This window comes from Massilia sp. ST3 (assembly GCF_018119405.1).
Classification (GTDB): domain Bacteria; phylum Pseudomonadota; class Gammaproteobacteria; order Burkholderiales; family Burkholderiaceae_D; genus Telluria.
Window position 1 is genome coordinate 1 of the sequence record NZ_JAGPWC010000011.1, and the last position, 24,443, is coordinate 24,443.

The window sequence follows — 24,443 nt, forward strand, 5'->3', positions numbered from 1 at the left end:
GTCCGACAGCGCCGCCGCGCCGTCGAGCTACCGCGTGCGCCCGGGCGACACCCTGGGCCGCATCGCGACCAGATTGAAACCGGCCGACATCTCGCTCGACATGATGCTCGTGGCGCTGTACCGCGCCAACCCGGACGCCTTCATCGGCAACAACATGAACCGCCTGAAGTCGGGCCAGATCCTGAGCGTGCCGGACAACCAGGCCATCCGCGGCACCGGCGAGGGCGAGGCGCGCGGCGTGGTCGTGGCCCATGCGGCCGACTTCAACGCCTACCGCAACAAGCTCGCTGGCCAGGTCGAGACCGCGGCCCCGAGCCGCGCGCCGCAGGCCGGCCAGAGCGCCACCGGCAAGGTCACCGCCAAGGTCGAGGAACGCCCGACCGCCGCCAACGAATCGCAAGACCAGCTGCGCCTGTCGAAGGCCGTGCCGGGCGCCAAGGGCGGCCCGCAGGGCGCCACCGCCAGCGTCGAAGACACCATCGCCAAGCAGAAGGAACTGGACCAGGCCCAGGCCCGCGTCAAGGAGCTCGAGAAGAACGTCAACGAGCTCGAGGACCTGATGACCGTGAAGAGCCGCCCGGGCAGCGAAGCGCAAGGCGCCGCCGCCGGCGCCGCTGCCGGCGCCGCTGCCGGCGCTGCCGCGGGCAAGCTGGCCACCAAGGATGGCGAACAGGCCCCGGCCAGGAAGCCGGCCGCCAAGCCGAAGGCCAAAAAGCCGGTGAAGGAAGAGCCGACCCTGGCCGACAAGCTGATGGACAACATCGTCTACATCGGCGCCGGCGCCGCCGTGCTGCTGCTGGCGGGCCTCGGCCTGTCGCAGCGCCGCAAGCGCAAACCAGCCCCGGACAAGGTGACCATCACCGAACCTTCGGTACTGGGCGTGCCGGCCCAGGCCGCGCACTCGCTGTTCGCCGAAACCGGCGGCCAGAGCGTGGACACCAACAACAGCGTCTTCAATTCCAGCTTCGCACCTTCGGCCAGCCAGCTCGACACCAACGAGGTCGATCCGGTCGCGGAAGCCGACGTCTACATTGCCTATGGCCGCGACGCCCAGGCCGAGGAAATCCTGAAGGAAGCGCTGCGCGTGCATCCGGAGCGCCACGCAGTGCGCCTCAAGCTGCTCGAGATCTACGCCGCCCGCAAGGACCTGCGCGCCTTCGAAGCCCAGGCCACCGAGCTGCAGGGCCTGACGCGCGGGCAGGGCGACGAGTGGGCGCAAGCCGCCGCGCTCGGCCTCTCGATCGATCCGCTGAACCCGCTGTATGCGGGCGCTTCGCCGGTGGCGCCGCCGTCGCCGCCGTCGCCACAGGAACGAACCCAGCAAACCCTGCTGTCGCAGCAGCTCGAAGACGCCTTCCGCGGCGGCGCCCCGGCGGCCGCGGCGCTGGGTGCGGGCGCGGCGGCCGGCGTGATGCTCGACAAGGACGCGGACGCCGACCGCACCGCGGTGCCTGCGGCCGACGCCGACGCCACGGCGCGCACCGACGACAGCGCGCTCGACTTCGACTTGGGCGGCCTGACCTTCGAGCCGGTGGGCAGCGGCGATGCGATCGCCATGCCGGGCCCGGACGGCAAGGCCGGGACCGACACCGATGCGACCGCTGTGCCTGGCTTCGACTTCAGCCTCGACCCGATCGAGCCGGCCACCGCGGCCGCAGTCCCTGCTGCCGCCGAGAACACCGCCACGGACGACGCATTCGACCTGTCCTTCGACATGAACTTCGACCAGCCGGCCACGGCGCAGCCTGCGCAAGCGGCGGCGGCGATCGAGGAAGAGGACGAGGACTTCACCCTTGACCTGAGCCCGCAGGCCGCCCAGCCGCTGCCGGTGGACCACACGGTCGACATGCAGGGCCTGGCCAAGGAATTCGACGGCCTGCCGTCGCTGCCGGCCCTGGCCGTGGAAGCGCCCGCCGCCAAGGCGGATGAGATGAACGACCCGCTGTTCGACCTGGACAGCATGGACTTCGGCGCGCCGGCCGCGGCCAGCGCTCCGGCACCGGGAGAAGCGCCGGCGATCCGCCCGGCGGCCGACACGGCGGCCGCGTCGGCGTCGGAAGATCCGCTGTTCGATCTCGACACCATGGACTTCGGCCTGCCCGAGACCCCGGCCGCGCCTGTCGCCGCGCAGGACCAGGCGCTTGAAGACGACCCGTTCGCGCTGCCGGACGTGCCGGCCGCCGCGCCCGCCGAGGCCGCGACCCCGTCGCCGGGCGTGCCGCTCGAGCCGAGCTTCGACCTGGCCGACTTCGACCTCGAGCTGCCGGGCGCCGTTCCCGCGAACGCCTCCGCCGTGCAGCAGTTCGACGCCGCCGAGATCGCCGACGTGACCGAAATGAACCAGGTGGCCGAGCTGTCGCCCGAGCACATGGAAATGGAAACCAAGCTGGACCTCGCCATCGCCTACCAGGAGATCGGCGACAAGGAGGGCGCACGCGAATTGCTGGATGAAGTCATCAAGGGTGGCAGCAGCGAACAGGTGAGCAAGGCCAGCGCGATGCGCGAGCTGCTCGCGTGAGGCGGATCGCACTCGGAGTCCAGTACGTCGGCACTGGCTGGAACGGCTACCAGAAGCAGCCCGCGCGCAACACGGTCCAGGACCAGCTCGAGATCGCCCTCGAGAAGTTCGCGACCGTCCCCCTGCACACCACCTGCGCCGGCCGCACCGACGCCGGAGTCCATGCGATCGAGCAGGTGGTCCATTTCGACACGGAGCTCGACCGTCCGGCCCAGTCCTGGGTGCGCGGCGTGAACGCCTTCCTGCCCGACACCATCGTGGTGCGCTGGGCCCACGAGGTGGCGCCGGATGCGGAAGGGCAGGACTTCCACGCGCGCTTCTCGGCGCGCTCGCGCACCTACCACTACGTGCTCTACAACCACCCCAACCCGTCCGCGCTGCTGGCCGACCGGGCGGGCTGGGTGTTCCGCCCGCTCGACGTGGAGCGCATGCGCGAAGCCGGGCAGTACCTGATCGGCACCCACGATTTCTCGGCCTTCCGGGCCTCGGGCTGCCAGGCCAACACGCCGGTGAAGGACATGCACGAGGTCAGCATCAAGCGCCACGGCGACATCATCGTGTTCACCGTGCGCGCCAGCGCCTTCCTGCACCACATGGTGCGCAATATCGTCGGTTCGCTCATCTACGTGGGCACGGGCCGTAACGAGCCGTCCTGGATGGGCGAGGTGCTGGCAAGCCGCTCGCGCGACGTCGCGGCCCCGACTTTCATGCCGGACGGCCTGTACTTCGCCAGGATCGAGTACGATCCCAAGTGGGGGCTGCCGCAGGAAGACGCGCCGCCCCTGCCTTGGCTCTAAGGACGAGTTATGCAACGCACCCGCATCAAGATCTGCGGCATCACCCGCGAGCAGGACCTGCGCGCGGCGGTCGATGCCGGCGCCGACGCCCTCGGTTTCGTGTTCTATTCCAAGAGCCCGCGCTATGTCACGCCCGCGCGCGCGGCCGAGCTGTGCGCGGGGCTGCCGCCTTTCGTAGGGGCGGTGGCGCTGTTCGTCAATCCGTCCCTGGAAGAGGTGCGCGCGGTGGCCGAGGCGATGCCCCTGTCGCTGATCCAGTTCCACGGCGACGAAACGGACGAGCAGTGCGCGGCCATTGCCGCGGCGGTGGGCCGGCCCTATGTGCGGGCCTTCCGCGTAAAACCGGACACGGCGCCCGCCGCTTTGCTAGAATGGGAAGCTGCAAACCGCGCTGCCAGTCCCTGGTTCTCGGGCGTCCTGCTCGACACCTACGTGGACGCCTACGGCGGCGCAGGAAAGGTCTTCGATTGGTCTCTTATTCCAAAAGAGCTCGCGCCTCGGGTCGTTTTGAGTGGTGGCTTGAGCGTACACAACGCGACTGACGCGGTGGTACGTGTTCGTCCCTTCGCCGTCGACGTCAGCAGTGGCGTCGAGGAGGGCAAGGGAATCAAGGACGCCCGCAAGATCGCCGGCTTTATCGCCGCGGTGCGGGCTGCCGATGCCACCACCTCTAGTGAGTCCAGCCATGAAAGAAGTTCCTAGCCGCGGCGCCGCCGCACTGTTCAAGACCCCCGATTACCCGCTGCCAGACGCAGCCGGCCACTTCGGCCCCTACGGCGGCAGCTTCGTCGCCGAAACCCTGTCGCACGCGCTGGCCGAGCTGAACGAGGCCTATGCCCGCTACGCGGCCGATCCGATCTTCCTCGAGGAATTCCGCTACGAGCTGGCCCACTTCGTCGGCCGTCCGTCGCCCGTGTACCACGCTCGCCGCTGGTCCGAGCTCGCCGGCGGCGCACAGCTCTACTTCAAGCGCGAGGACCTGAACCACACCGGCGCGCACAAGATCAACAACGTGATCGGCCAGGCCCTGCTGGCGCGCCGCATGGGCAAGCAGCGCATCATCGCCGAAACCGGCGCCGGCCAGCACGGCGTCGCCACCGCCACCATCTGCGCCCGCTTCGGCCTGGAATGCGTGGTCTACATGGGCGCCGAGGACGTCAAGCGCCAGGCCCAGAACGTCTACCGCATGAAGCTCCTCGGTGCGACCGTGGTGCCGGTGGAGTCGGGCTCCAAGACCCTCAAGGACGCGCTCAACGAAGCGATGCGCGACTGGGTCACCAACATCGAAAACACCTTCTACATCATCGGTACCGTGGCCGGCCCGCACCCGTATCCGATGATGGTGCGCGACTTCCAGTCGGTGATCGGCGAGGAATGCCGCGTGCAGATGCCGCAGATGACGGGGCGCCAGCCGGACTACGTGGTCGCCTGCATCGGCGGCGGCTCGAATGCGATGGGCATCTTCTACCCCTACATCGGCGAGCCGGGCGTGCAGCTGGTGGGCGTCGAGGCGGCCGGCGAAGGGCTGGACTCGGGCAAGCATGCGGCGTCCTTGACGGCCGGTTTCCCGGGCGTGCTGCACGGCAACCGCACCTACCTGCTGCAGGACGAGAACGGCCAGATCATCGAGACCCACTCGGTGTCGGCGGGCCTGGATTATCCGGGCGTGGGTCCGGAACACGCGTGGCTGAAGGATTCTGCGCGCGCGCAGTACGTCTCGATTACGGACGAGGAAGCGCTGCAGGCTTTCCACGACTGCTGCCGCATCGAAGGCATCATTCCGGCGCTGGAGTCCTCGCACGCGATCGCCTACGGTGTCAAGCTGGCGGCGACCCTGCCGAAGGACAAGCTCATCCTGGTCAACCTGTCGGGCCGCGGCGACAAGGACATGCACACGGTGGCGGCGCGTATGGGACTGGATTTCAGCTGAAGGCTGCATCCCACCCATTCGTGAACGTCATTCAAATAGGAAGAACAGCATGTCCCGCATCGAACAAAGCTTCAACGCGCTCAAGGCGCAGAACAAGACCGGCCTGGTCACCTTCATCACCGCGGGTGACCCGGGCCCCGAACTTACCGTCCCCCTGATGCATGCCCTGGTCGAGGGCGGCGCCGACGTCCTGGAACTCGGCGTGCCGTTTTCCGATCCGATGGCCGAGGGACCGGTGATCCAGCGCGCCTGCGAGCGCGCGCTCAAGTTCAATATCGGCCTGAAGGACGTCTTCGGCTTCGTGCGCGAATTCCGCAAGAACGACCAGACGACGCCCGTGGTCCTGATGGGCTATGCCAATCCGATCGAGCGCATCGGCCCCGACAACTTCATTCGCTGCGCGAAGGAAGCCGGCGCCGACGGCGCCATCGTGGTGGACTACCCGCCGGAAGAGTGCGCCGCATTCGCCGACGCCATGCGCGAGAACGGCCTCGACCTGATCTTCCTGCTGGCGCCCACCTCGACGGTCGAGCGGGTCAAGCAGGTGGCGCGCTACGGCAGCGGTTTCAGCTACTACGTCTCGCTGAAGGGCGTGACCGGCGCCGGCAGCATCGACACGGCCGACGTGGCGCGCCGCGTAAGCGCGATCCGCGAGCACGTCAAGCTGCCGATCGGCGTCGGCTTCGGCATCCGCGACGGCGCCACGGCGAAGGCGGTGGCCGAGGTGGCGGATGCGGTCGTGATCGGCAGCCGCATCATCCAGGAGCTGGAAAACACGCCCCGGGAAAACGCCGTCGACGCCGTCCGCAGCTTCACCGCCGGCATCCGCAGCGCCCTCGACGCTCGCTAATCTCCCCCGGGCAATAGCCCAATAATGAGGGTCAGAGTCGAATTGCTGGGAAATTCCCTAAAGTTGTCAAACAATTCGACTCTGACCCTAATTTGTTGTTTGAAGAATAACTTCTCGGCAATTAGGGTCAGAGTCGAATTGTTGGGAAATTATCAAAAGTTGACAAAGAATTCGACTCTGACCCTCGTTCTCGCAGTCGAATAGAGAAGGGTGGAGTGGCTTGTTAAAGTGATAATTGTCGGCTTGCTACGATTCGACAAGCCGGGCCTGAGCGGCTACACTACCGCCACCTGAAAGATTTGCCGCAAAGGAGATAAGATGAGTTGGTTGGAAAAACTGCTGCCCCCTCGGATCCAGCGCTCCGATGCCGCCAAGAGCAAGACCATGCCCGAAGGGCTGTGGGTCAAGTGCCCGTCGTGCGAGTCGGTCCTCTACCGCGCGGACCTCGAGTCCAACCTGCACGTCTGCCCCAAGTGCGACCACCACATGCGCATCCGCGCCCGCGAGCGCCTCGATGGACTGCTCGACGAAGGCGGCCGCTATGAGATCGGCCAGGAAGCCCTGCCGGTCGATACCCTGAAGTTCAAGGATTCCAAGAAGTACCCGGACCGCCTCAAGCAGGCGATGGACGCCACCGGCGAAACCGACGCCCTCATCGTGCAGGGCGGCTCGATCATGAGCCTGCCGGTCGTCGTGGCCTGCTTCGAGTTCGAATTCATGGGCGGTTCCATGGGCTCGGTCGTCGGCGAACGCTTCGCCCGCGGTGCGCAGGTGGCCCTGGAGCAGAAGGTCCCCTTCATCTGCATTACCGCCACCGGGGGCGCACGCATGCAGGAAGGCTTGCTGTCGCTGATGCAGATGGCCAAGACCACCGCCATGCTGACCAAGCTGTCGGAAAAGAAGCTCCCCTTCATTAGCGTCCTGACCGACCCGACCATGGGCGGCGTCTCGGCTTCCTTCGCCTTCATGGGCGACGTCGTGATCGCCGAACCGAAGGCCCTGATCGGCTTTGCCGGCCCGCGCGTGATCGAGAACACCGTGCGCGAAAAGCTGCCGGAAGGCTTCCAGCGCGCCGAGTTCCTGGTCCAGAAAGGCGCCGTCGACATGATCGTCGACCGCCGCAAGATGCGCGAGGAAATCGCACGCCTGCTGGCCCTGCTGCAGAACCAGGCTGCCGAAGTTCTGGCCTGATCCATCCCTGGTGCGGCGCGCCTGAAAACGTGCCGCACCGTGCGCTCCCGCGCACGCCTTCCCAGACGTACACATGTCCACTCTCCCCACCACCTTGCCCGACTGGCTGGCCCTGCTCGAGTCGCGCCATGCCGAAACCCATATCGACATGGGCCTCGACCGTGTCCGCGCCGTCAAGGAGCGCATGCAGCTGGCCTTCTCCTGCCCCGTGATCATGGTGGCGGGCACCAACGGCAAGGGCTCGACCTGCGCGATGCTCGAAGCCATGCTGCTGCAGTCGGGCTACCGCGTCGGCCTGTACATCAAGCCGCACTTCCTCGACTTCAACGAGCGCGCCCGCATCAATGGCGAAATGGCCTCGAATGAAGCCCTGGTCGAGGCCTTCAATGCCGTCGAAGCCGTGCGCGGCGAGGTGTCGCTGACCTATTTCGAATTCACCACCCTGGCCATCATGCATCTGCTTTCAAAAAGCGGCGTGGACGTGGCCATACTGGAAGTCGGCCTGGGCGGCCGCCTGGACGCGGTCAACGTGGTCGACGCCGACGTCTCCATCGTGACCAGCATCGACATCGACCACACCGCCTACCTGGGCGATACCCGCGAGAAGATCGGCTTCGAGAAGGCGGGCATCTTCCGTCCGGGCAAAGTGGCGATCTGCAGCGACCCGGTGCCGCCGAGCACCCTGATCGAGCATGCCGAGGACATCAAGGCCGACCTCTGGCTGCTGGGCCGCGACTTCAACTACCAGGGCGACCAGCAGCAGTGGAGCTACGGCGGGCGCAGCCAGCGCCGCAATTCGCTGGCCTATCCGGCCCTGCGCGGCGCCAACCAGCTGCTCAACGCCTCGGCCGCACTGGCCGCGCTCGAAGCCCTGCGCATGCAGCTGCCCTGCGGCGCCCAGGAAGTGCGCGCCGGCCTGGCGATGGTCGAGCTGCCGGGACGCTTCCAGGTGCTGCCGGGCCGCCCGACCCAGGTGCTGGACGTGGCCCACAACCCGCATGCCGCGGCGACGCTGGCCCAGAACCTCGGCAACATGGGTTTCCACCGCTTCACCTATGCCGTGTTCGGCATCATGGAAGACAAGGACATCGACGCCGTGATCGCGCCGATGGCCGGGATCATCGATCACTGGTGCGTGGCCGACCTCGATTCGCCGCGCTCGGCCAAGTCGGCGGAGCTGGCGGAAAAGCTGGCCGCCCTGAAGCCGGCCGGCGCGAAAGAGGACGATTTTTCGGTCGCCGCCTTCGCCAATCCGGGCGAGGCCTATGCGAATGCCCTCAGCCGCGCAGGGGAGAATGATAGAATTGTGGTCTTTGGCTCGTTCTACACCGTCGCAGGCGTGATGGCGGCCCGCAAATCCTCTCTTCACTGATCGACTGAAAACGCATGGGCTTGTTCTCGTTCGGCAATAAAAACAAGCAAGAAACTGTCCGGGACAGCGGCCATTTCGTCAAGGATGACGATGCCGCGATTGGCGAGCGCGCCCGCTCCAAGCGCGCCTCGCACGCAGGAGAGGGCGCGCGGCGCGGCCGCGGTCCCGATCCGATACTGCCCGAAAAGAAACGCGCGCGCCGCCGCCTGGTCGGCGCCATCGCCCTGGCCCTGGCGGCCGCGGTCGGCCTGCCGATGCTGCTCGACTCCGAGCCCAAGCCGCTGGCCGGCGACATCGCCATCCACATTCCGTCCAAGGAAAAGGCCGCGCCGCTGCCGGTGCCGGCCGAGCCTGCTTCAACGGCGCCGGTATCCGCTTCCGAAAGCGTGGACAGCGACGAAGAGATCGTCGATGTCCCGTCCGACACGCCGCCCGCCGCCCCGTCCGCGCCGAAGGCCGCGCCCGCCAGCGTCGAGCCGCCGCCGGTGCGCACCGTCGAGACCGCCAAGCCGGATGCACCGAAGCCCGAGCCCAAGCCCGAGGCCGTGAAACCCGAGCCGGCGCGCAAGCCCGAGCCGGAAAAACGCGAACCCGAGAAGAAGCCCGCCAAGCAGGCCGAGCCCAAGACGGCTGAAAAAGCCGAGAAACCGCGCGCCGACGAGAGCGCCCGCGCCATGGCCATCCTGGAAGACAAGCCAGTGGTCAAGGCCGAAGGCCCGGCGCCACGCTACGTGGTGCAGGTCGCCGCGCTGGCCAGCCAGGAAAAGGCCGCCGAACTGCAAAGCCGCCTGCGCGCGGCCGGGGTCTCGTCCTTCACCCAGAAGTCCGGCGACCTGATCCGTGTGCGCGTCGGCCCGTTCAGCAAGGAAGAAGCGGAAAAAGTCCGCGCCAAACTGGGAAGCATCGGCCTGTCGGGCACGATGGTGCCGCTCTGAGACAGGGTTGAGCAGGCGTGACGATTTTCGATTATCTTGTCCTGTTCGTACTGGTGTCGTCCGTTGTCATCAGCACCCTGCGCGGGCTGGTCAAGGAAATCCTGTCGCTGCTGGGCTGGATCGTCGCCTTCGTGGTGGCGAACGCCTACGGGGCCAAGCTGGCGCCCATGCTGCCGGAACTGATTCCGGGCGAGACGGCGCGCCTGATCCTGGCCTTCATCGTCCTGTTCCTGGGCGTGCGCATCTTGATGGGCCTGCTGTCGCTGGCGATCGGGGCCCTGGTGGAAGCCACCGGCCTGAGCCTTGCGGACCGTGGCCTGGGAGGATTATTCGGCTTGGCGCGCGGCATTGTAATCGTGCTTGCCGCCGTCATATTGTGTGGGATGACGGCCATTCCCCAACAGCCTTTCTGGAGAGACGCGCTGCTGTCGCCCATGGCGGAAACCGGCGCGCGCACCGTCAGGCCCTTCCTGCCCGCTGCGCTGGCGCAGCACGTCAGATACTGAACCAAGTTTTGAACTTTTTAGCAATCAAGCAGTCCAGTTTTTAGGAGCGCACCATGTGTGGCATCGTCGGCGTCGTCTCGCACTCTCCCGTCAACCAGCTTCTGTATGACGCATTGCTGCTGCTGCAGCACCGCGGCCAGGATGCGGCGGGGATCGCGACCAATCACAGCAGCATGTTTTCGATGTTCAAGGCCAACGGCCTGGTACGCGACGTGTTCCGTACCCGGAACATGCGTTCGCTGCAAGGTAACACCGGTATCGGCCACTGCCGCTACCCGACCGCGGGCTCGTCGAGCGAGGAAGAGGCGCAGCCGTTCTACGTTAATGCGCCCTTCGGCATCACCCTCGCGCACAACGGCAACCTGACCAACCAGGCCCAGCTCAAGGAAGAGCTGTTCCGCAACGACCGCCGCCACATCAACACCGACTCCGATTCGGAAGTGCTGCTCAACGTGCTGGCCCACGAGATCCATGAGGCGGCCGACGGCTTCACCCTGAGCCCGGACGCCGTGTTCACGGCCGTCGCCGCCGTGCACCGCCGCGTCAAGGGCGCCTACGCCGTGGTGGCGCAGATCGCCGGCCATGGCATGCTGGCTTTCCGCGACCCCTTCGGCATCCGCCCGCTGTGCATCGGCGTGAACGAGACCGAGCAGGGCAAGGAATACCTGGTGGCCAGCGAATCGGTGGCCCTGGAAGGCCTGGGCTTCCGCTTCGTGCGCGACATCGCGCCGGGCGAGGCGGTCTTCATCTCGGACGACGGCGCCCTGCACGAGCGCCAGTGCGCCGAGAACCCGTCGCTGAACCCCTGCGCCTTCGAATTCGTCTACCTGGCGCGTCCCGACTCCGTGATCGACGGCGCCTCGGTCTACGCCACCCGCCTGCGCATGGGCGAATACCTGGCCGACAAGATCCGCAAGGAGATCCCGGTCGACGAGATCGACGTCGTGATGCCGATCCCGGATTCCTCGCGTCCGGCCGCGATCCAGCTGGCCCTCAAGCTGGGCGTGGAATACCGCGAAGGCTTCATCAAGAACCGCTACATCGGCCGTACTTTCATCATGCCGGGCCAGGGCATGCGCCGCAAATCGGTGCGCCAGAAGCTCAACGCGATCAGCTCCGAGTTTAAGGACAAGAACGTGCTGCTGGTCGACGATTCGATCGTGCGCGGCACCACCAGCCGCGAGATCGTGCAGATGGCGCGCGAAGCGGGCGCCCGCAAGGTCTTCTTCGCCTCGGCCGCGCCGCCGGTGCTGTACCCGAACGTGTACGGCATCGACATGCCGACCCGCGACGAGCTGATCGCCCACGGCCGCACCGTCGAAGAAGTCTGCAAGGAGATCACCGCCGACCGCGTGGTCTACCAGGACGTCGATGCGCTCAAGCGCGCGATCTCGGACGTCAACCCGGCGCTGAAGAACTTCGAGGCCTCGTGCTTCGACGGCGTGTACGTGACCGGCGACGTGACCCCGGAATACCTGGACAAGCTGGAATCGGCGCGCCACAACCCGACCAAGGCCACGGTCGAGGACCCGGTGCGCACCCAGCTCAACCTGAATCCGCCGGTCGCCGCCGAGTAAGTCAGCCATGACCGAGTCCAACAAGTACGGCTTCACCACCACGATCCTGCACAACGATCGCCGCAAGGCGATCGAGCAGGGCTCGCTGCACAAGCCGGTGCACACCTCGGTGGCCTTCGGCTACGGCGATGCGCGCCAGCTGGCCTCGGTCTTCCAGGGCAAGGAGCCGGGCTTCCGCTACGGCCGCCAGGGCAACCCGACCGTCGGCGCGCTCGAGGACAAGATCACGAAGATGGAGGACGGGTTCGCGTCCCTGTGCTTCGCCACCGGCATGGGCGCCATCGGCGCGCTGTTCCAGGCGCTGCTCAAGGCGGGCGACCACATCGTCTCCTCGTCCTTCCTGTTCGGGAACACCAACAGCCTGTGGCAGACGGTGGCGGGACAGGGCGTTGACGTCGCGTTTGTCGACGCGACCGACGCCGCCAATGTCGAAGCGGCGCTCACGCCGGACACCCGCCTGGTGTTCGTCGAGACCATCGCCAACCCGCGCACGCAAGTGGCGGACCTGGCGCGCATCGGCCAGCTGTGCCGCGAGCGCGGCATCCTCTACGTGGTCGACAACACCATGACCACGCCCTGGCTGTTCCGTCCGAAGGCGGTCGGCGCCGGCCTGGTGGTCAATTCGCTGACCAAGTCGATCGGGGGGCACGGCATCGCGCTGGGCGGCGCCCTGACCGACACCGGCCTGTTCGACTGGAGCGCCTACCCGAACATCGCCCAGAACTTCCGCAAGCAGCCGCCGCAGGCGCAGGGCATGGCCCAGCTGCGCGCGAAGGCCCTGCGCGACTTCGGCGCGGCGCTCGGTCCGGAAGCGGCCCACCACATCGCCGTCGGCGCGGAGACCCTGGCGCTGCGCATGGAGCGCACCAGCGCGAATGCGCTGGCGCTGGCGCAGATGCTCGAGGCCGACGAGCGCGTGTCGGCGGTCCACTACCCGGGCCTGGCTTCGCATCCGCAGAACGGCATCGTCAAGGAACTGTTCCGCTCGGGCGGTTCGCTGCTGTCCTTCGAGCTGAAGGAAGGCATCGACTGCTTCGACTACCTGAACCGCCTCAAGCTCGGCATCCCGGCCAGCAACCTGGGCGACACCCGCACCCTGGTGATCCCGGTGGCGCATACCATCTTCTTCGAGATGGGCGCGGAGCGGCGAGCCAGCATGGGCATCGCGGAGTCCCTGATCCGCGTCTCGGTGGGCATCGAGGATACCGATGACCTGCTGGCGGACTTCCGCCAGGCGCTGAGCGCCTAGCGTCAATACGGCCGGCTGCGATGCCGGCCGTTTTTGTTTCAGCGGTTGAGCAGGGCGGGCGAATGCCGCTATCATGGGGATTCGATTCGCCACTTCTTCGCCACCCATGAAACGTTCCCTGTCCGTTCTCGCCCTTTCCCTCCTGCTGTCCACCGCTGCTGTCGCAGGCCCGCTCGACGACGCCCACGCCGCCTTCGCCAAGAAGGATTACGCGACGGCGCTCAAGCTGTACACCAAGCTGGCCGACGCAGGCAACCCGGAAGCGCAGCAGCACCTGGCGCAGATGTACTGGTATGGCGAAGCGGGGCAGGTGGACGAGGCCAAGGCCGAGGCGCTGTTCCGCAAGTCGGCCGCCAAGGGCAACAAGGTGGCGGCGGCCTCGCTCGACGTCATGAAGCAGCGCGTGGAACGCCGCGCGGACATCGATTACTGGGTCAAGGGTTACGACGGTTCGGAACTGAAGTCCGGCGAATTCGCCTGCAAGGCGCCGCGCATTCCCAGCATGTCGAAGATCAACGACGAGATCGACCGCGTCAGCGGGGCGGTGACCACCTGGCAGAACTGCTACAACAAGTTCGTCACGAACCTGAACGAGTCCTCACCGCTGACCAAGAAGATCCCGGCGGATATCGCCAAGCTGATGAGCAAGCAGGAGACCGAGGCGGCCCAGGCTCACCTTGAGCGCGTGCGCGAGAACCTGGCGGAAGAGGCGAAGGTAAGTTCCAAGCTGATCCTCGCGGATTTCGCCGCCTGGCGCGCGGCGACGGAGGCGTATGTGGCGGAGCACAATGCGATGATCAAGAATAATGCGGGGGATGGGTCGATCAAGTCGAAGGTGAAGTGAGTGTGATTGGCTGATCGGGCGAACTTGTGTCCCCGCCTTCGGGGGGATGACGTTGATTGAAAATGCCGATCCAATCAACGATGTAACTTCGGCCACGCACCTATGCACGTCATACGCGCCACCGGCGCCTATGACTCCCCGCGAAGGCGGGGACCCAAGTGCGTAGCGTAGAGACAGCGCAGCTTAGTGCCAGCTACGCATCAACCCCACCGCCAGCCCTTCCAGCGCAAACTCGTCACCCGGTTCCACCCGGATCACCTTGAAGTCCGGATTCTCCGGCAGCAGCTCGACGGTATTGCCCGTCTTGCGGTAGCGCTTGACGGTCACTTCCTCGCCGAGGCGCGCCACCACGATCTGTCCGTTCTTGGCGCTGTCGATCTTCTTCACCGCCAAAAAGTCACCATCGCAGATGCCCGCGTCGCGCATCGACCAGCCCTTGACCTTCAACAGGAAGTCCGGGCGCGCCGAGAACATGGCGGCGTCGACGCTATAGGTGGCTTCCACGTGTTCCTGCGCCAGGATGGGCGAACCGGCGGCAACGCGGCCGACCAGGGGCAGGGACATCATCAGGGCCGGCGGCGGCATCGGGATCTGCTCGACGCTGGCGCCGACCAGGCGGATGCCGCGCGAGGTGCCCGGCGAAATCTCGATCGCGCCCTTGCGCGCCAGGGCCTGCAGGTGCTCCTCGGCCGCATTGGCCGACCGGAAGCCCAGTTCGGCCGCGATTTCGGCGCGTGTCGGCGGGAAGCCGGTGTTTTCGATCGCTTCCTTGATCAGGTTGAGGATCTGTTCTTGCCTTGCAGTGAGCTTGATCATGGATGTGGTACGGCAATGGTTATAGGAGCAGACTGTATTTTTGTACAGTATTCTGGTATGCGCAAGGGGAAACGCGCGAAAAGTGTAAAAAAATTGTGCAGCGCGGGGTGGGGAGGGGTGATTCTCGTGGTTTGCACGCCAACTTGGGTCCCCGCCGGCGCGGGGATGACGTTCTGAAGTTGCAGGCCACAACATCTTCTGCGATCCGCACCATCTGAACGTCGTCCCCGCGCAGGCGGGGACCCAAGTCCGTAGCAAACCGCCAACATCCCCCGAGCGTAGCGAGTCCCTGGACCCCACATACCATTTCCCATCCCCCCACTTTTCAGGCTATAATCGAAGGCTTTCCCTTCCCACACTCGTCTTGACGCCGAGGTGGGCATTTGTTTAAACGTCCTCAAGGAGTGTTGCATGCGTCATTATGAAATCGTTTTTATCGTCCACCCGGACCAGAGCGAGCAAGTCCCGGCGATGATCGAGCGTTACAAGACCACGGTGACCAGCCGCGGCGGTAACATCCATCGCGTGGAAGACTGGGGCCGTCGCCAGATGGCTTACCAGATCCAGAAGCTGCCGAAGGCACACTACATCTGCATGAACATCGAATGCGACAACGAGACCCTGGTCGAGCTGGAAACCGCATTCAAATTCAATGATGCCGTCCTGCGTCATCTGACCGTTAAGATGAAGAAGGCCGAAACCGCACCGTCGCCGATGATGAAATCGGTCCAGCGCGAAGACGCAGCCAAGAGCCACCGCGCAGAAGCAGCAGCCGCTGCCCCGGCCGCAGCTGCTTAAGTTTTTCTCCAGGAATTTGTTTGATCGGTAGTAGTGAACCAGCTCGAGCTCGAAGCGACCATCGCCGAGCGTGATGTCCTGCGCTACACCCCGGCCGGCGTACCCATCGTGTCCGCCATCCTGATGCACAGCGGGCAGCAGGAAGAAGCCGGAGTCGCCAGGCTCGTCGAGTTCGAAATCCCCGCCTTCGCCGCGGGTGAGATTTCAGGCAGGTTCGGCAGCGCGGAACTCGGCGCCAGCTACCGTTTCACCGGATTCCTTGCAAAGAAAAACCGCAACAGCAAAGCCCTGGTGTTTCACATCATTGATTTTCAAGCCGCATAAGCGGCACTAGATAGATACAGGAGCCTCAAAATGGCATTCGGTAAAAAGTTCGACAAAAACAAAGCTAAAGAAAAACTCAAGCGCAAGCAGCAGAACCCGCTGTTCAAGCGCAAGAAGTTCTGCCGCTTCACCGCCGCCGGCGTGGAACAGGTGGACTACAAGGACGTCGACACCCTGAAGGACTTCGTCCAGGAAAACGGCAAGATCATGCCGGCACGCCTGACCGGCACCAAGGCGCACTACCAGCGCCAGGTTGACACCGCCATCAAGCGCGCCCGTTACCTCGCGCTGCTGCCGTACACCGACCTGCACAACGCCTAATCGTCGGCCACGACAGTCAAAAGATCCTGGAGAAAAATATGCAAGTCATTCTGTTGGAAAAAGTTGTTAACGTCGGCAACCTGGGCGACGTGGTGAAAGTCAAGGACGGTTACGCACGTAACTTCCTGATCCCGCAAAAAATGGCGCGCCGCGCTACCCAGTCGGCTGTGGCCGAGTTCGAAGCCAAGCGCGCCGAACTGGAAAAAGCTGCTGCTGAAAAGCTGGCTGCTGCCCAGGCGCAAGGCGACAAGCTGAGCGGCATGACCGTCACCATCGCCCAGAAAGCCGGCGTGGACGGCCGTCTGTTCGGTTCGGTCACCAACTTCGACATCGCCGAAGCCCTGAGCAAGCAAGGCTTCCCGGTCGAGAAGTCGCAGGTTCGCCTGCCGACCGGCCCGCTGAAGACCACTGGCGAGTTCCCGATTGCCGTCGCGCTGCACACCGACGTCGTCTCGGAAATCACCATCGCCGTCGTCGGCGAAGCTGCCTGATCAGCCGCATCGGCAACAGCCTAAGCTGTTGTTGTATAAAAGAAAAAAGCCGGGTTCGCCCGGCTTTTTTTATTGGCAAGTTTCACCAATTATTTCAGCCGTGTGACCGGAGCAGGTATAATGCCCGCCATGAACGCCGCCCCCGCCGATCCGCAAATCGAATCCCTGCGCATCCCGCCGCACTCCATCGAAGCAGAACAGTCCGTCATCGGCGGCCTGCTGCGCGATAACGCGGCCTGGGACCGGATCGCCGACTTCATGCACGCGGACGATTTCTACCGCTACGACCACCGGATCATCTTCGAACAGATGGTCCGCCTGATCAATTCGGGTAAGCCGGCCGACGTCATTACCGTCTACGAAGCCTGCAACCAGCTCGGCAAGGCCGAGGAGGTGGGCGGCCTGCAATACCTGAACGCGATGGCGCAGAACACGCCGTCCGCCGCCAACATCCGCCGCTATGCCGAGATCGTGCGCGACCGCGGCATCCTGCGCAAGCTCATCACCGTCGCGGACGAGATTTCCGGCAATGCGTTCAACCCGCAGGGCAAGGAAGTCAAGCAGATGCTGGACGAGGCCGAGTCCAAGATCTTCGCCATCGCCGAGCAGGGCGCCCGCGGCGCCCAGGGCTGGACCGCCGTGCAGCCGCTGCTGACCCAGGTGGTCGAGCGCATCGACGAACTGTATTCGCGCGAGAACCAGGGCGAGATCACCGGCGTGCCGACCGGCTTCATCGACCTCGACCGCATGACCTCGGGCCTGCAGCCGGGCGACCTGGTCATCGTCGCCGGCCGTCCGTCGATGGGCAAGACCGCGTTCTCGGTCAATATCGGCGAGAACGTCGCGATCGAAGCCGGCTTGCCGGTGGCCGTGTTCTCGATGGAGATGGGCGGCGCCCAGCTGGCCATGCGTATGCTCGGTTCGGTCGGCCAGCTCGACCAGCACCGCCTGCGTACCGGCCGCCTGAACGACGAGGACTGGCCGCGCCTGACGCACGCCATCCAGAAGATGAACGACGCCCAGCTCTACATCGACGAGACGCCGGCGCTGAACCCGATCGAGATGCGCGCCCGCGCGCGCCGCCTGGCCCGTCAATGTGGCAAGCTGGGCCTGATCATCGTCGACTACCTGCAGCTGATGCAGGGCAGCCAGCCGGGCGACAACCGGGCTTCCGAGATCTCCGAGATCTCGCGTTCGCTCAAGGGCCTGGCCAAGGAACTGCATTGCCCGGTCATCGCCCTGTCCCAGCTGAACCGCTCGCTGGAACAGCGCCCGAACAAGCGTCCCGTCATGTCCGACCTGCGCGAATCCGGCGCTATCGAGCAGGATGCGGACGTGATCATCTTCCTGTATCGCGACGAGGTCTACAACCCGGACTCGCCCGACAAAGGAACCGCCGAGATCATCATCGGCAAGCAGCGTAACGGTCCTATCGGCGCGATTCGCCTGACCTGGATCGGCCAGTACACCAAGTTTGGCAATTACAGCGGTAACCTCGCCATTTACCAGGGCGACTAAACCGTCGAACCTTTGCCGCTGCCGATCCGGTGCAGCGGTTTCGAAGTCCCAAGAGATTCACAACGGAGAACAATATGTTTGGACGCCTCATGCCCACGGAGGGCAAGTTTTTCGATCTTTTCAACCAGCACGCCGCGCTGTGCGTAAAGGGTGCGCAAGAAATGGTTGGCCTGATGACCAACTTCGACGACCTGGAAACCCGCACCCACGCCGTGGAAAGCATCGAGAAACAGGCTGACAAGATCACCTACGCCTGCGTCGACCTGCTGCACAAGACCTTCATCACCCCGCTCGACCGCGACGACATCCACAAGCTGATCACCCGCATGGACGACATCCTCGACATGATGGAAGACGCGGCCCAGACCATTTCGCTGTACGACCTGCACGCCGTGACCCCGGAAGCCAAGCGCCTGGCCGAACTGTGCCTGTCGTGCTGCCTGAAGGTCCAGGAGGCCGTCGGCCTGCTGCACGACATGGGCAATGCCCAGAAGATCGTCGCCATCTGCGAAGAGATCGACCGCTTCGAGTCGGACGCCGACCACGTGATGCGCGCCGCCATGTCCAAGCTGTTCCGCGACGAACCGGACGTGCGCAACCTGATCAAGATGAAAGCCATCTACGAGATCCTCGAGACGGTCACCGACCGCTGCGAAGACGTCGCCAACATCATCGAAGGCATCATCGTCGAGAACGCATAACGCGGCCACAGAACAAGAATAACTATGGAAACTCTACACATCAGCATTTACGTGCTGGGCATGCTGGTGCTGCTGGCGCTGGTGTTCGACTTCATGAACGGCTTCCACGATTCGGCCAACGCCATCGCGACCGTCGTGTCGACCGGCGTCCTGAAGCCCCAGACCGCCGTGGCCATGGCCGCCTTCTTCAACTTCATCGCGATCTTCGTGGTGAGCATGAAGGTGGCGCAGACGATCGGCAAGGGGACCATCGACCCGCACGTGGTCGACCACTACGTGATCTTCGGGGCCCTGGTCGGGGCCATCGTCTGGAACATCATCACCTGGTACTACGGCATTCCCTCCTCCTCGTCGCACGCGCTGATCGGCGGCCTGGTAGGCGCCGCGGTGGCCAAGTCGGGCACCGGCGCGCTGATCTCGGCAGGCCTGATCAAGACCGTCATGTTCATCGTGCTGGCGCCGCTGCTGGGCTTCGTGCTCGGTTCGGTCATCATGCTGATGGTGTCGTGGATCTTCGTGAAGTCCACCCCGCGCAAGGTCGACGTCTGGTTCCGCCGCCTGCAGCTGGCCTCGGCGGCCGGCTACTCGCTGGGCCACGGCGGCAACGACGCGCAGAAGACCATGGGCATCATCTGGATGCTCCTGATCGCGGCCGGCTACACCAGCCCGACCGATGCGCTGCCGCCGACCTGGGTCATCATCTCGTGCTACGCGGCGATCAGCTTCGGTACGCTGTTCGGCGGCTGGCGCATCGTCAAGACCATGGGCCAGAAGATCACCAAGCTCAAGCCCGTCGGCGGCTTCTGCGCGGAGACCGGCGGCGCCATGACCCTCCTGATGGCGAGCTTCTGGGGCATCCCGGTCTCGACCACCCACACCATCACCGGCGCGATCGTCGGCGTGGGCGCCTCGCAAAAGGCCTCGGCCGTGCGCTGGGGCGTGGCCGGCAACATCGTCTGGGCCTGGATCTTCACCATCCCGGCGTCGGCCTTCATGGCGGCGGTGGCCTGGTGGATCGGCACCCACATCATGTAATGCCTGCCTGAATGGCGCAAAAAAAAGCGGAGCTAAGGCTCCGCTTTTTTTTTGCGCTGTCACCGCTGCGTGTGGAATTTGAACTGTCGGGTTCCATCGCAGTCCAACCGTGATCTCACGGACCAGCGGAGCGGCGATGGAAAAGCAGCGCTTTGCCAGATGGCTGAGGCAAGTTTCCGTACTAACCAGGCGCCAGCGTCTCCAGCTGATGGACGGCTTGCGGCCAGCCGTCGGGATGGACCGGGTGTGCGAGGCGATTGCGGGAGCGGACCCAGATCCCTGCTGTCCATTATGTCAGGCGCGGCGCTCCTACCGGCACGGTCACAGCCGGGGGCTGCAGCGCTACCGTTGCCGCGCCTGCGGCAAGACCTTCACGGCCTTGAGCGGCACACCCTTGTCCCGACTGCGCCACCGCGCCAAGTGGCTCGACTGCCTCGGTAAGATGCTCGACGCTAAAAGCGTACGGGCAAGCGCCAAGGCGGTCGAGGTCCACCGCAACACCAGCTTCCGCTGGCGCCACCGCTTTCTCGCACTCGCCAAGCATGACCGTCCGCAGCGGCTGGCAGGCATTGCCGAAGCCGACGAGCTGTTCCTGCTGGAATCGCAGAAGGGATCGCGCAAGCTCGACCGGCCGGCGCGGCGCCGGGGTGGCGTCGCCTCGACCCGCGGCATCTCGCGCGAGCACGTGTGCGTGCTGGTCGCCCGCGACCGCACCGGCGGCACCCACGATTTTATTACCGGACGTGGCGCCTTCACCAAGGATCAATTGCACCTGCATCTGCTCCCTGTGCTCGACCCCGATGTCCTGCTGGTGACCGATGGCCACCCGGCTTACCTGGGCTGGCAATGGGCGCTGGATGGAGCCCGCATCGCCACGCCGGAGCAGTTCTTGCGCACGGCGATTGGCGTCTTCAACACGTAACGGGCACAGCGCCTTTTTTTTGCGCGTAGGGTTGGCAGCTTCGCCGCCGACGCGTTCAACCGTCATCTGAACTGCGTATCGGCTTTGACGCTGCTGCCTGAACGCGTCGGCAGGAAATCTGCCGACCCTACGATCGTGTTGTCGTTCGCATACACACTCCATTTACATTTTTGCTAACGCTAGTAGTAATATTACACAGTAGCCGCTGGCCACCGCTGCCGCCGGTACCAAAGCCTCACAATGAAGGCAGCGCAAACAAAAACAAACAGGAGACACAATGTCGAACGGACGTAGTTTCACTTCACGGCTGCGCGTACTCGCGGCCGTGCTCGCCGCAGGAGGACTATTAAGCGCCTGCGGCGGCGGCGCAGAGCCGGGCACAGCCGGCATGTCGGCCAACCGCAGCCTGAGCGCCACCACGGCGGTCGCGGCCGCCGAGGCCGTGGCGCCGGGCAGCATCCGCATCCACTTCCGCCGGGTCCAGGGCGACACCGCCCAGTGGGGCGTGTATTCCTGGGACGGCCCGCAGAACCCGAGTTCGGCCTGGATCACCGACCGCTTCATGTTCACCAAGACCGACGGCTTCGGCGGCTACGTCGACATCCCGCTGGCTGCAGGCAAGAGCGCGCTCTGGTTCCTGGTCACGGACGGCAACGGCACCAAGAACTGCGGCGCCGACCAGGGCGCCACCCTGAATGCCGACGTCTACACGAAGGGGCAGGAGATCTGGCTGCTGGAAGGCGACTGCACCATCTACAGCAGCGCCCCGGCGATCAGCCTGGGCAACCTGTCGAACGCCAGCGCCCACTGGCTGTCGGCGCGCCACCTGGCCTGGCCGGGCGTGCCCGCCGCCGGCAGCTACCGCCTGTACTACGCGAGGGAAGGGGGCCTGGGTTCGAGCACCGAGGGCGTGACCGGCGCCGACGGCAGTTTCGCGCTCCTGCCGTCGAATCTGCCGCACGTCCTGCGCCAGAAATTCCCGCACCTGGCCGGCGCGACCGGCCTCGAGCTGTCGACCTCCGACGCTGCCCAGGCTGCCGGCTTGGCCAGCGCCCAGTTCGCGATCGCCCAGTTCGGCGGGGACGGCCGCCTGGTGCAGGTGACCTCGCTGCAGAACGCCGGCATGCTCGACGAGGTCTTCGCGGCCAAGGCCGTCAACGCCCAGCTGGGCGTTTCCTTCGACCGCGCCGGCGTGCCGACCTTCCGCGTGTGGGCGCCGACCGCGCGCTCGGTGGCCCTCGATATCTATCCGGACGCCAGCTCGCCCGCGGCCACCCAGGTTCCGATGGCGCGCGACGCCGCCAGCGGCGTGTGGACCTATACCGCTCCGAGCGCGGCCTGGACCAACCGCGCCTGGTACACCTACACCGTCAAGGTGCTGTCGCGCTGGGCGAACAACACGGTGGTCACCAATACGGTGACCGACCCGTATTCGGTCAGCCTGAACGCCAACGGCCGCCGCAGCTTCGTCGCCGATCTCGATAGCCGCGCGCTCAAGCCGGCCGGCTGGGACGACCAGCGCAGCCCCAGACTCGAGCACCCGGCCGACATCTCGCTGTACGAGCTGCACGTGCGCGACTTCAGCGCCGGCGACGAGACCGTACCGAGCGCCCACCGCGGCAAGTACCTGGCCTTCGCCGACCGCGACTCGAACGGCATGCGCCACCTGAAATCGCTGCAGAAGGCGGGCCTGAGCCACGTGCACCTGCTGCCGGTGTTCGACATCGCCAGCGTCGACGAAACCGGCTGCACGACGCCTTCCATCCCCAACGCGGCCCCGGATTCCGAAAGCCAGCAGGCGGCGGTGGACGCGGTGCGCGACAGCGACTGCTTCAACTGGGGCTACGACCCGGTCCACTACAACGCGCCGGACGGCAGCTATGCGACCAACGCCAACGACGGCGCCACCCGCGTGCGCGAGTTCCGTTCGATGGTGCAGTCCCTGCACGAAACCGGGCTGCGCGTGACCATGGACGTGGTGTTCAACCACACCAGCGGATCGCAGCAGGGACCGACCTCGGTGCTGGACAAGATCGTCCCGGCCTATTACTACCGCCTGAACAACAACGGCGCCATCCTGAACGACAGCTGCTGCGCCGACACCGCGGCCGAGAACGCGATGATGGGCAAGCTGATGATCGACTCGGTGGCGCTGTGGGCGAAGCACTACCAGGTCGACAGCTTCCGCTTCGACATCATGGGCTTCGCGCCGCTCGACCTGATGAAGCGCCTGCAGGTGGAAGTGAACCGCGCCGCCGGCCGCGAGATCTACCTCTACGGCGAAGCCTGGAACTTCGGCACGGTGGGCAACGACGCGCGCTTCGTGCAGGCGCGCCAGGCCAACATGTTCGGCAGCGGCATCGGCTCCTTCAACGACCGCCTGCGCGACACGGTGCGTGGCGGCGGCTGCTGCGACGGCGGCGCCAACCTGGTGAGCCAGCAGGGCTTCATCAACGGCGTGTGGTACGACCCGAACGGGCAGGCCAGCCAGTCGAAGGACGATGCGTTGCGCCTGGCCGACCTGGTGCGCGTGGGCCTGTCCGGCACCTTGCGCGACTACCGTTTCGTCGACCGTTTCGGTTCGCTGCGCAGCAATGCCCAGATCGACTACTTCGGCCAGCAGGCCGGCTTCGCGGCCGCGCCGGCAGAGACCATCAACTACATCGAGGCGCACGATAACCAGACCCTGTTCGACATCAACGCCTTGCGCCTGCCGCAGCAGACCAGCGTGGCCGACCGTGTGCGGGTGCAGAACCTGGGCGCGGCCATCGTGCTGCTGTCGCAGGGCGTGCCCTTCATCCACGCGGGCCAGGAGATCCTGCGCTCCAAGTCGCTCGACCGCGACAGCTACAACGCGGGCGACTGGTTCAACCGCCTGGACTACAGCTACGCGTCGAACAACTTCGGCGTCGGCTTGCCGATGGCCGGGGTCAACCGCGACAACTGGTGGGTGATGCAGCCGGTGCTGGCCAATCCCCTCATCAAGCCGGACAGCCGCGCGATCCAGTCGGCCAAGGCGGTGTTCGAGGAATTCCTGGCGATCCGCAAGGACAGCAGCCTGTTCCGCCTGCGCAGCGCCCAGGACGTGAGCGAGCGCCTGCGCTTCTTCAACACCGGCCCGGACCAGCAGCCCGGCCTGGTAGTGATGCGCATCGACGGCGAGCAGCCTTACCGCTACCGCGACGCACAGTACCGCAGCGTGGTGGTGCTGTTTAACGTCGACAAGGCGGCCAAGACCATCGCCATTCCCGAGCTGAAGGGGCGCAAGCTGTCGCTGCACAAGCTGCAGCGCAAGTCGGATGACGCGGTGGTGCGGGCTTCGTCCTACGAGCCGGCCAATGGCAGCTTCATGATTCCGGCGCGTACCGCGGCGGTCTTCGTGGAGTAAGGGGGTAAAGCAAAAGGGCCGTGAACGCGCTGCGTTCACGGCCCTTGCCGGCATGCGCCCGCGGATTACATCCGCGCGTTCGGATCGAGCACGGAGCCGCTCTGGCGCACCATGTTCTCCAGGTCTTCGCCGCTGGTGACCTTGGTGCGGTCGGTGCGCTTCGGATCCTTCTTGGAGAAGAGCGTGCCGGTCGGGACGTAGCGGTCCTCGTAGGCGACCTTCTCGCCGGGCTTGGATTCGGTGGGGGTGGCGGCGCAGCCGGCGAGCAGCGCCAGCGAGCCAAGGGCCATCAGGATGGTCTTCATTGTGAGCTCCGGGTTAAATGTATGTATGTTGCGCGCATTCTCGTTCAACTGATGC

At 65.4% G+C, this 24,443-nt stretch carries 23 protein-coding genes; 21 read left to right on the forward strand and 2 right to left on the reverse strand.

All coding sequences use genetic code 11. The features are described from left to right. The 12 genes from KBW98_RS05415 to KBW98_RS05470 all read left to right on the forward strand — a co-directional run. On the forward strand, positions 1-2,518 hold a 2,518-nt coding region (locus tag KBW98_RS05415; protein WP_211519107.1), incomplete at its 5' end, for a FimV/HubP family polar landmark protein. Continuing rightward, complete coding sequence (truA, locus tag KBW98_RS05420; RefSeq protein ID WP_211519108.1) at positions 2,515-3,315, forward strand: tRNA pseudouridine(38-40) synthase TruA; 801 nt, start codon at positions 2,515-2,517, stop codon at positions 3,313-3,315. The genes KBW98_RS05415 and truA, both read left to right, overlap by 4 nt. 9 nt (positions 3,316-3,324) lie before the next feature. Continuing rightward, positions 3,325-4,017 carry a phosphoribosylanthranilate isomerase gene (locus KBW98_RS05425; protein WP_211519109.1) on the forward strand — a complete coding sequence of 231 codons (693 nt, stop codon included), beginning with the start codon at positions 3,325-3,327 and terminating at the stop codon, positions 4,015-4,017. Beyond that, positions 4,001-5,245 (forward strand): tryptophan synthase subunit beta, encoded by a 1,245-nt coding sequence (gene trpB / locus KBW98_RS05430; protein ID WP_211519110.1) that lies wholly within the window; start codon positions 4,001-4,003, stop codon positions 5,243-5,245. The genes KBW98_RS05425 and trpB overlap by 17 nt, the downstream gene beginning before the upstream one ends. Positions 5,246-5,294: 49 nt before the next feature. Further along, positions 5,295-6,095: a tryptophan synthase subunit alpha gene (gene trpA, locus KBW98_RS05435; RefSeq protein ID WP_211519111.1), complete on the forward strand. Its 801-nt coding sequence runs from the start codon at positions 5,295-5,297 to the stop codon at positions 6,093-6,095. Between the two features lie 318 nt (positions 6,096-6,413). Continuing rightward, a complete protein-coding gene (gene accD / locus KBW98_RS05440; protein WP_211519112.1) occupies positions 6,414-7,286 on the forward strand; it encodes an acetyl-CoA carboxylase, carboxyltransferase subunit beta in 873 nt (290 codons plus the stop codon). A 73-nt stretch (positions 7,287-7,359) separates the two neighbouring features. Further along, positions 7,360-8,658 (forward strand): bifunctional tetrahydrofolate synthase/dihydrofolate synthase, encoded by a 1,299-nt coding sequence (gene folC / locus KBW98_RS05445; RefSeq protein WP_211519113.1) that lies wholly within the window; start codon positions 7,360-7,362, stop codon positions 8,656-8,658. 14 nt (positions 8,659-8,672) lie between these two features. Continuing rightward, positions 8,673-9,593, forward strand: a complete 921-nt coding sequence (locus KBW98_RS05450; RefSeq protein WP_211519114.1) for an SPOR domain-containing protein — start codon at positions 8,673-8,675, stop codon at positions 9,591-9,593. 17 nt (positions 9,594-9,610) lie between these two features. Then, positions 9,611-10,099 (forward strand): CvpA family protein, encoded by a 489-nt coding sequence (locus KBW98_RS05455; protein WP_211519115.1) that lies wholly within the window; start codon positions 9,611-9,613, stop codon positions 10,097-10,099. A 53-nt stretch (positions 10,100-10,152) separates the two neighbouring features. Further along, positions 10,153-11,676, forward strand: coding sequence for an amidophosphoribosyltransferase (gene purF / locus KBW98_RS05460; protein ID WP_211519116.1), 1,524 nt, complete (start codon positions 10,153-10,155; stop codon positions 11,674-11,676). 7 nt (positions 11,677-11,683) lie between these two features. Beyond that, positions 11,684-12,925, forward strand: coding sequence for a cystathionine gamma-synthase family protein (locus KBW98_RS05465; RefSeq protein WP_211519117.1), 1,242 nt, complete (start codon positions 11,684-11,686; stop codon positions 12,923-12,925). A gap of 106 nt (positions 12,926-13,031) precedes the next feature. Next, positions 13,032-13,769: a tetratricopeptide repeat protein gene (locus KBW98_RS05470; RefSeq protein ID WP_211519118.1), complete on the forward strand. Its 738-nt coding sequence runs from the start codon at positions 13,032-13,034 to the stop codon at positions 13,767-13,769. Between the two features lie 183 nt (positions 13,770-13,952). Here KBW98_RS05470 and lexA read toward each other — a convergent pair whose 3' ends face one another. Further along, on the reverse strand, positions 13,953-14,585 hold the full coding sequence (gene lexA, locus KBW98_RS05475) for a transcriptional repressor LexA (RefSeq protein WP_211519119.1): 633 nt from the start codon (positions 14,583-14,585) through the stop codon (positions 13,953-13,955). Between the two features lie 411 nt (positions 14,586-14,996). Between lexA and rpsF the strand changes: the two genes are divergently transcribed. The 9 genes from rpsF to pulA all read left to right on the forward strand — a co-directional run bounded on the left by rpsF (position 14,997) and on the right by pulA (position 24,083). After that, complete coding sequence (gene rpsF, locus KBW98_RS05480; RefSeq protein ID WP_020656856.1) at positions 14,997-15,383, forward strand: 30S ribosomal protein S6; 387 nt, start codon at positions 14,997-14,999, stop codon at positions 15,381-15,383. Between the two features lie 33 nt (positions 15,384-15,416). Continuing rightward, positions 15,417-15,707 carry a primosomal replication protein N gene (gene priB / locus KBW98_RS05485; protein ID WP_211519120.1) on the forward strand — a complete coding sequence of 97 codons (291 nt, stop codon included), beginning with the start codon at positions 15,417-15,419 and terminating at the stop codon, positions 15,705-15,707. A 30-nt stretch (positions 15,708-15,737) separates the two neighbouring features. Continuing rightward, a complete protein-coding gene (gene rpsR / locus KBW98_RS05490; RefSeq protein ID WP_036249492.1) occupies positions 15,738-16,028 on the forward strand; it encodes a 30S ribosomal protein S18 in 291 nt (96 codons plus the stop codon). A 38-nt stretch (positions 16,029-16,066) separates the two neighbouring features. After that, complete coding sequence (rplI, locus tag KBW98_RS05495; protein WP_211519121.1) at positions 16,067-16,519, forward strand: 50S ribosomal protein L9; 453 nt, start codon at positions 16,067-16,069, stop codon at positions 16,517-16,519. Between the two features lie 120 nt (positions 16,520-16,639). Beyond that, the gene (locus KBW98_RS05500) at positions 16,640-18,037 is read left to right on the forward strand and encodes a replicative DNA helicase (protein WP_373888907.1); all 1,398 of its coding nucleotides are present in this window, start codon (positions 16,640-16,642) and stop codon (positions 18,035-18,037) included. Between the two features lie 74 nt (positions 18,038-18,111). Continuing rightward, a complete protein-coding gene (locus KBW98_RS05505) occupies positions 18,112-18,738 on the forward strand; it encodes a DUF47 domain-containing protein (RefSeq protein WP_211519123.1) in 627 nt (208 codons plus the stop codon). A gap of 24 nt (positions 18,739-18,762) precedes the next feature. Further along, positions 18,763-19,773, forward strand: coding sequence for an inorganic phosphate transporter (locus tag KBW98_RS05510; RefSeq protein ID WP_211519124.1), 1,011 nt, complete (start codon positions 18,763-18,765; stop codon positions 19,771-19,773). A gap of 136 nt (positions 19,774-19,909) precedes the next feature. Beyond that, positions 19,910-20,695 (forward strand): IS1595 family transposase, encoded by a 786-nt coding sequence (locus tag KBW98_RS05515; protein ID WP_211519125.1) that lies wholly within the window; start codon positions 19,910-19,912, stop codon positions 20,693-20,695. 277 nt (positions 20,696-20,972) lie between these two features. After that, positions 20,973-24,083, forward strand: a complete 3,111-nt coding sequence (gene pulA, locus KBW98_RS05520; RefSeq protein WP_211519126.1) for a pullulanase-type alpha-1,6-glucosidase — start codon at positions 20,973-20,975, stop codon at positions 24,081-24,083. A 65-nt stretch (positions 24,084-24,148) separates the two neighbouring features. Here pulA and KBW98_RS05525 read toward each other — a convergent pair whose 3' ends face one another. Then, positions 24,149-24,388 (reverse strand): hypothetical protein, encoded by a 240-nt coding sequence (locus tag KBW98_RS05525; protein ID WP_211519127.1) that lies wholly within the window; start codon positions 24,386-24,388, stop codon positions 24,149-24,151. Positions 24,389-24,443 lie beyond the last annotated feature (55 nt).

Bases quoted from the DNA above. Each gene is read 5' to 3' on its own strand.
- trpA (WP_211519111.1), top strand. From the start codon at position 5,295: ATGTCCCGCATCGAACAAAGCTTCAACGCGCTCAAGGCGCAGAACAAG.
- trpB (WP_211519110.1), top strand. From the start codon at position 4,001: ATGAAAGAAGTTCCTAGCCGCGGCGCCGCCGCACTGTTCAAGACCCCC.
- lexA (WP_211519119.1), bottom strand. From the start codon at position 14,585: ATGATCAAGCTCACTGCAAGGCAAGAACAGATCCTCAACCTGATCAAG.
- accD (WP_211519112.1), top strand. From the start codon at position 6,414: ATGAGTTGGTTGGAAAAACTGCTGCCCCCTCGGATCCAGCGCTCCGAT.
- KBW98_RS05450 (WP_211519114.1), top strand. From the start codon at position 8,673: ATGGGCTTGTTCTCGTTCGGCAATAAAAACAAGCAAGAAACTGTCCGG.
- KBW98_RS05510 (WP_211519124.1), top strand. From the start codon at position 18,763: ATGGAAACTCTACACATCAGCATTTACGTGCTGGGCATGCTGGTGCTG.
- KBW98_RS05425 (WP_211519109.1), top strand. From the start codon at position 3,325: ATGCAACGCACCCGCATCAAGATCTGCGGCATCACCCGCGAGCAGGAC.
- KBW98_RS05500 (WP_373888907.1), top strand. From the start codon at position 16,640: ATGCCCGCCATGAACGCCGCCCCCGCCGATCCGCAAATCGAATCCCTG.
- KBW98_RS05515 (WP_211519125.1), top strand. From the start codon at position 19,910: ATGGAAAAGCAGCGCTTTGCCAGATGGCTGAGGCAAGTTTCCGTACTA.
- KBW98_RS05505 (WP_211519123.1), top strand. From the start codon at position 18,112: ATGTTTGGACGCCTCATGCCCACGGAGGGCAAGTTTTTCGATCTTTTC.
- KBW98_RS05525 (WP_211519127.1), bottom strand. From the start codon at position 24,388: ATGAAGACCATCCTGATGGCCCTTGGCTCGCTGGCGCTGCTCGCCGGC.
- pulA (WP_211519126.1), top strand. From the start codon at position 20,973: ATGTCGAACGGACGTAGTTTCACTTCACGGCTGCGCGTACTCGCGGCC.
- rpsR (WP_036249492.1), top strand. From the start codon at position 15,738: ATGGCATTCGGTAAAAAGTTCGACAAAAACAAAGCTAAAGAAAAACTC.
- folC (WP_211519113.1), top strand. From the start codon at position 7,360: ATGTCCACTCTCCCCACCACCTTGCCCGACTGGCTGGCCCTGCTCGAG.
- KBW98_RS05470 (WP_211519118.1), top strand. From the start codon at position 13,032: ATGAAACGTTCCCTGTCCGTTCTCGCCCTTTCCCTCCTGCTGTCCACC.
- KBW98_RS05465 (WP_211519117.1), top strand. From the start codon at position 11,684: ATGACCGAGTCCAACAAGTACGGCTTCACCACCACGATCCTGCACAAC.
- purF (WP_211519116.1), top strand. From the start codon at position 10,153: ATGTGTGGCATCGTCGGCGTCGTCTCGCACTCTCCCGTCAACCAGCTT.
- rpsF (WP_020656856.1), top strand. From the start codon at position 14,997: ATGCGTCATTATGAAATCGTTTTTATCGTCCACCCGGACCAGAGCGAG.
- rplI (WP_211519121.1), top strand. From the start codon at position 16,067: ATGCAAGTCATTCTGTTGGAAAAAGTTGTTAACGTCGGCAACCTGGGC.